At 56.8% G+C, this 799-nt stretch carries 1 protein-coding gene; it reads left to right on the top strand.

The window, feature by feature from the left end; genetic code table 11:
* Positions 1 to 799: cellulose biosynthesis protein BcsG (bcsG, locus tag J5224_RS31905; protein WP_264628973.1), on the top strand; the 799-nt coding region annotated here is incomplete at both ends.

The following is a 799-nucleotide window of genomic DNA, read 5'->3' on the forward strand; positions in this document are numbered from 1 at the left end:
AGATGGTTGGGGCGGGTTTTGTGCTGCTGGTGGCGTACCTTTTTCTGTCGCAGTGGATCCGCATTACGGTGTTCACCGTTGCGGCGGTAGCCTGGCTGAATATTCTAACGCTGGGTGGGCCCGCGATTGCACTGCTGCCATCATCCTCGGTGGCTTCCGGAACCTCTGCGTCCCCCAGCGCGGGGAATGCACCGGCGGGGGCGACCTTGCCGCCTACCAAAGAGAACCTGACGGCCTACATCAACCAGTTCTATACGCGGGAAAAATCGCGCGTCAGCGCGTTTCCGGCTGCACTGCCTGCGGATGCACAGCCCTTTGACGTGCTGATTATCAATATCTGTTCGCTCTCCTGGTCGGATTTGCAAGCCATCCATCTCGATACCCACCCGCTGTGGCAACGTTTTGATGTGATGTTCTCCCAGTTTAACTCAGCAACCGCTTATAGCGGCCCGGCATCAATTCGTCTGCTGCGTGCCAGTTGTGGGCAAACGTCGCATCAGGGGCTGTATCAACCGGCCAACCGCGAGTGCTACCTGTTTGATAATCTGGCTAACCTCGGCTTTAAATCACAGCTGATGCTGGATCACTCCGGCGTGTTCGGCAACTACCTTAAAGAGGTGCGGGAAGAGGGCGACATGCAGTCGCAACTGTTATCGCAACAAGGTATTAGCCATCAGATCACCTCGTTCGACGGCGAACCGATTTATAACGATCTGGAACTGCTCAACCGCTGGCTCTCGGGCACCACTCAGCAAGGCGCAGCGCGCAGTGCCACCTTCTTCAACGTGATCCCCTTGCA

Source organism: Candidatus Symbiopectobacterium sp. NZEC135, assembly GCF_025962695.1.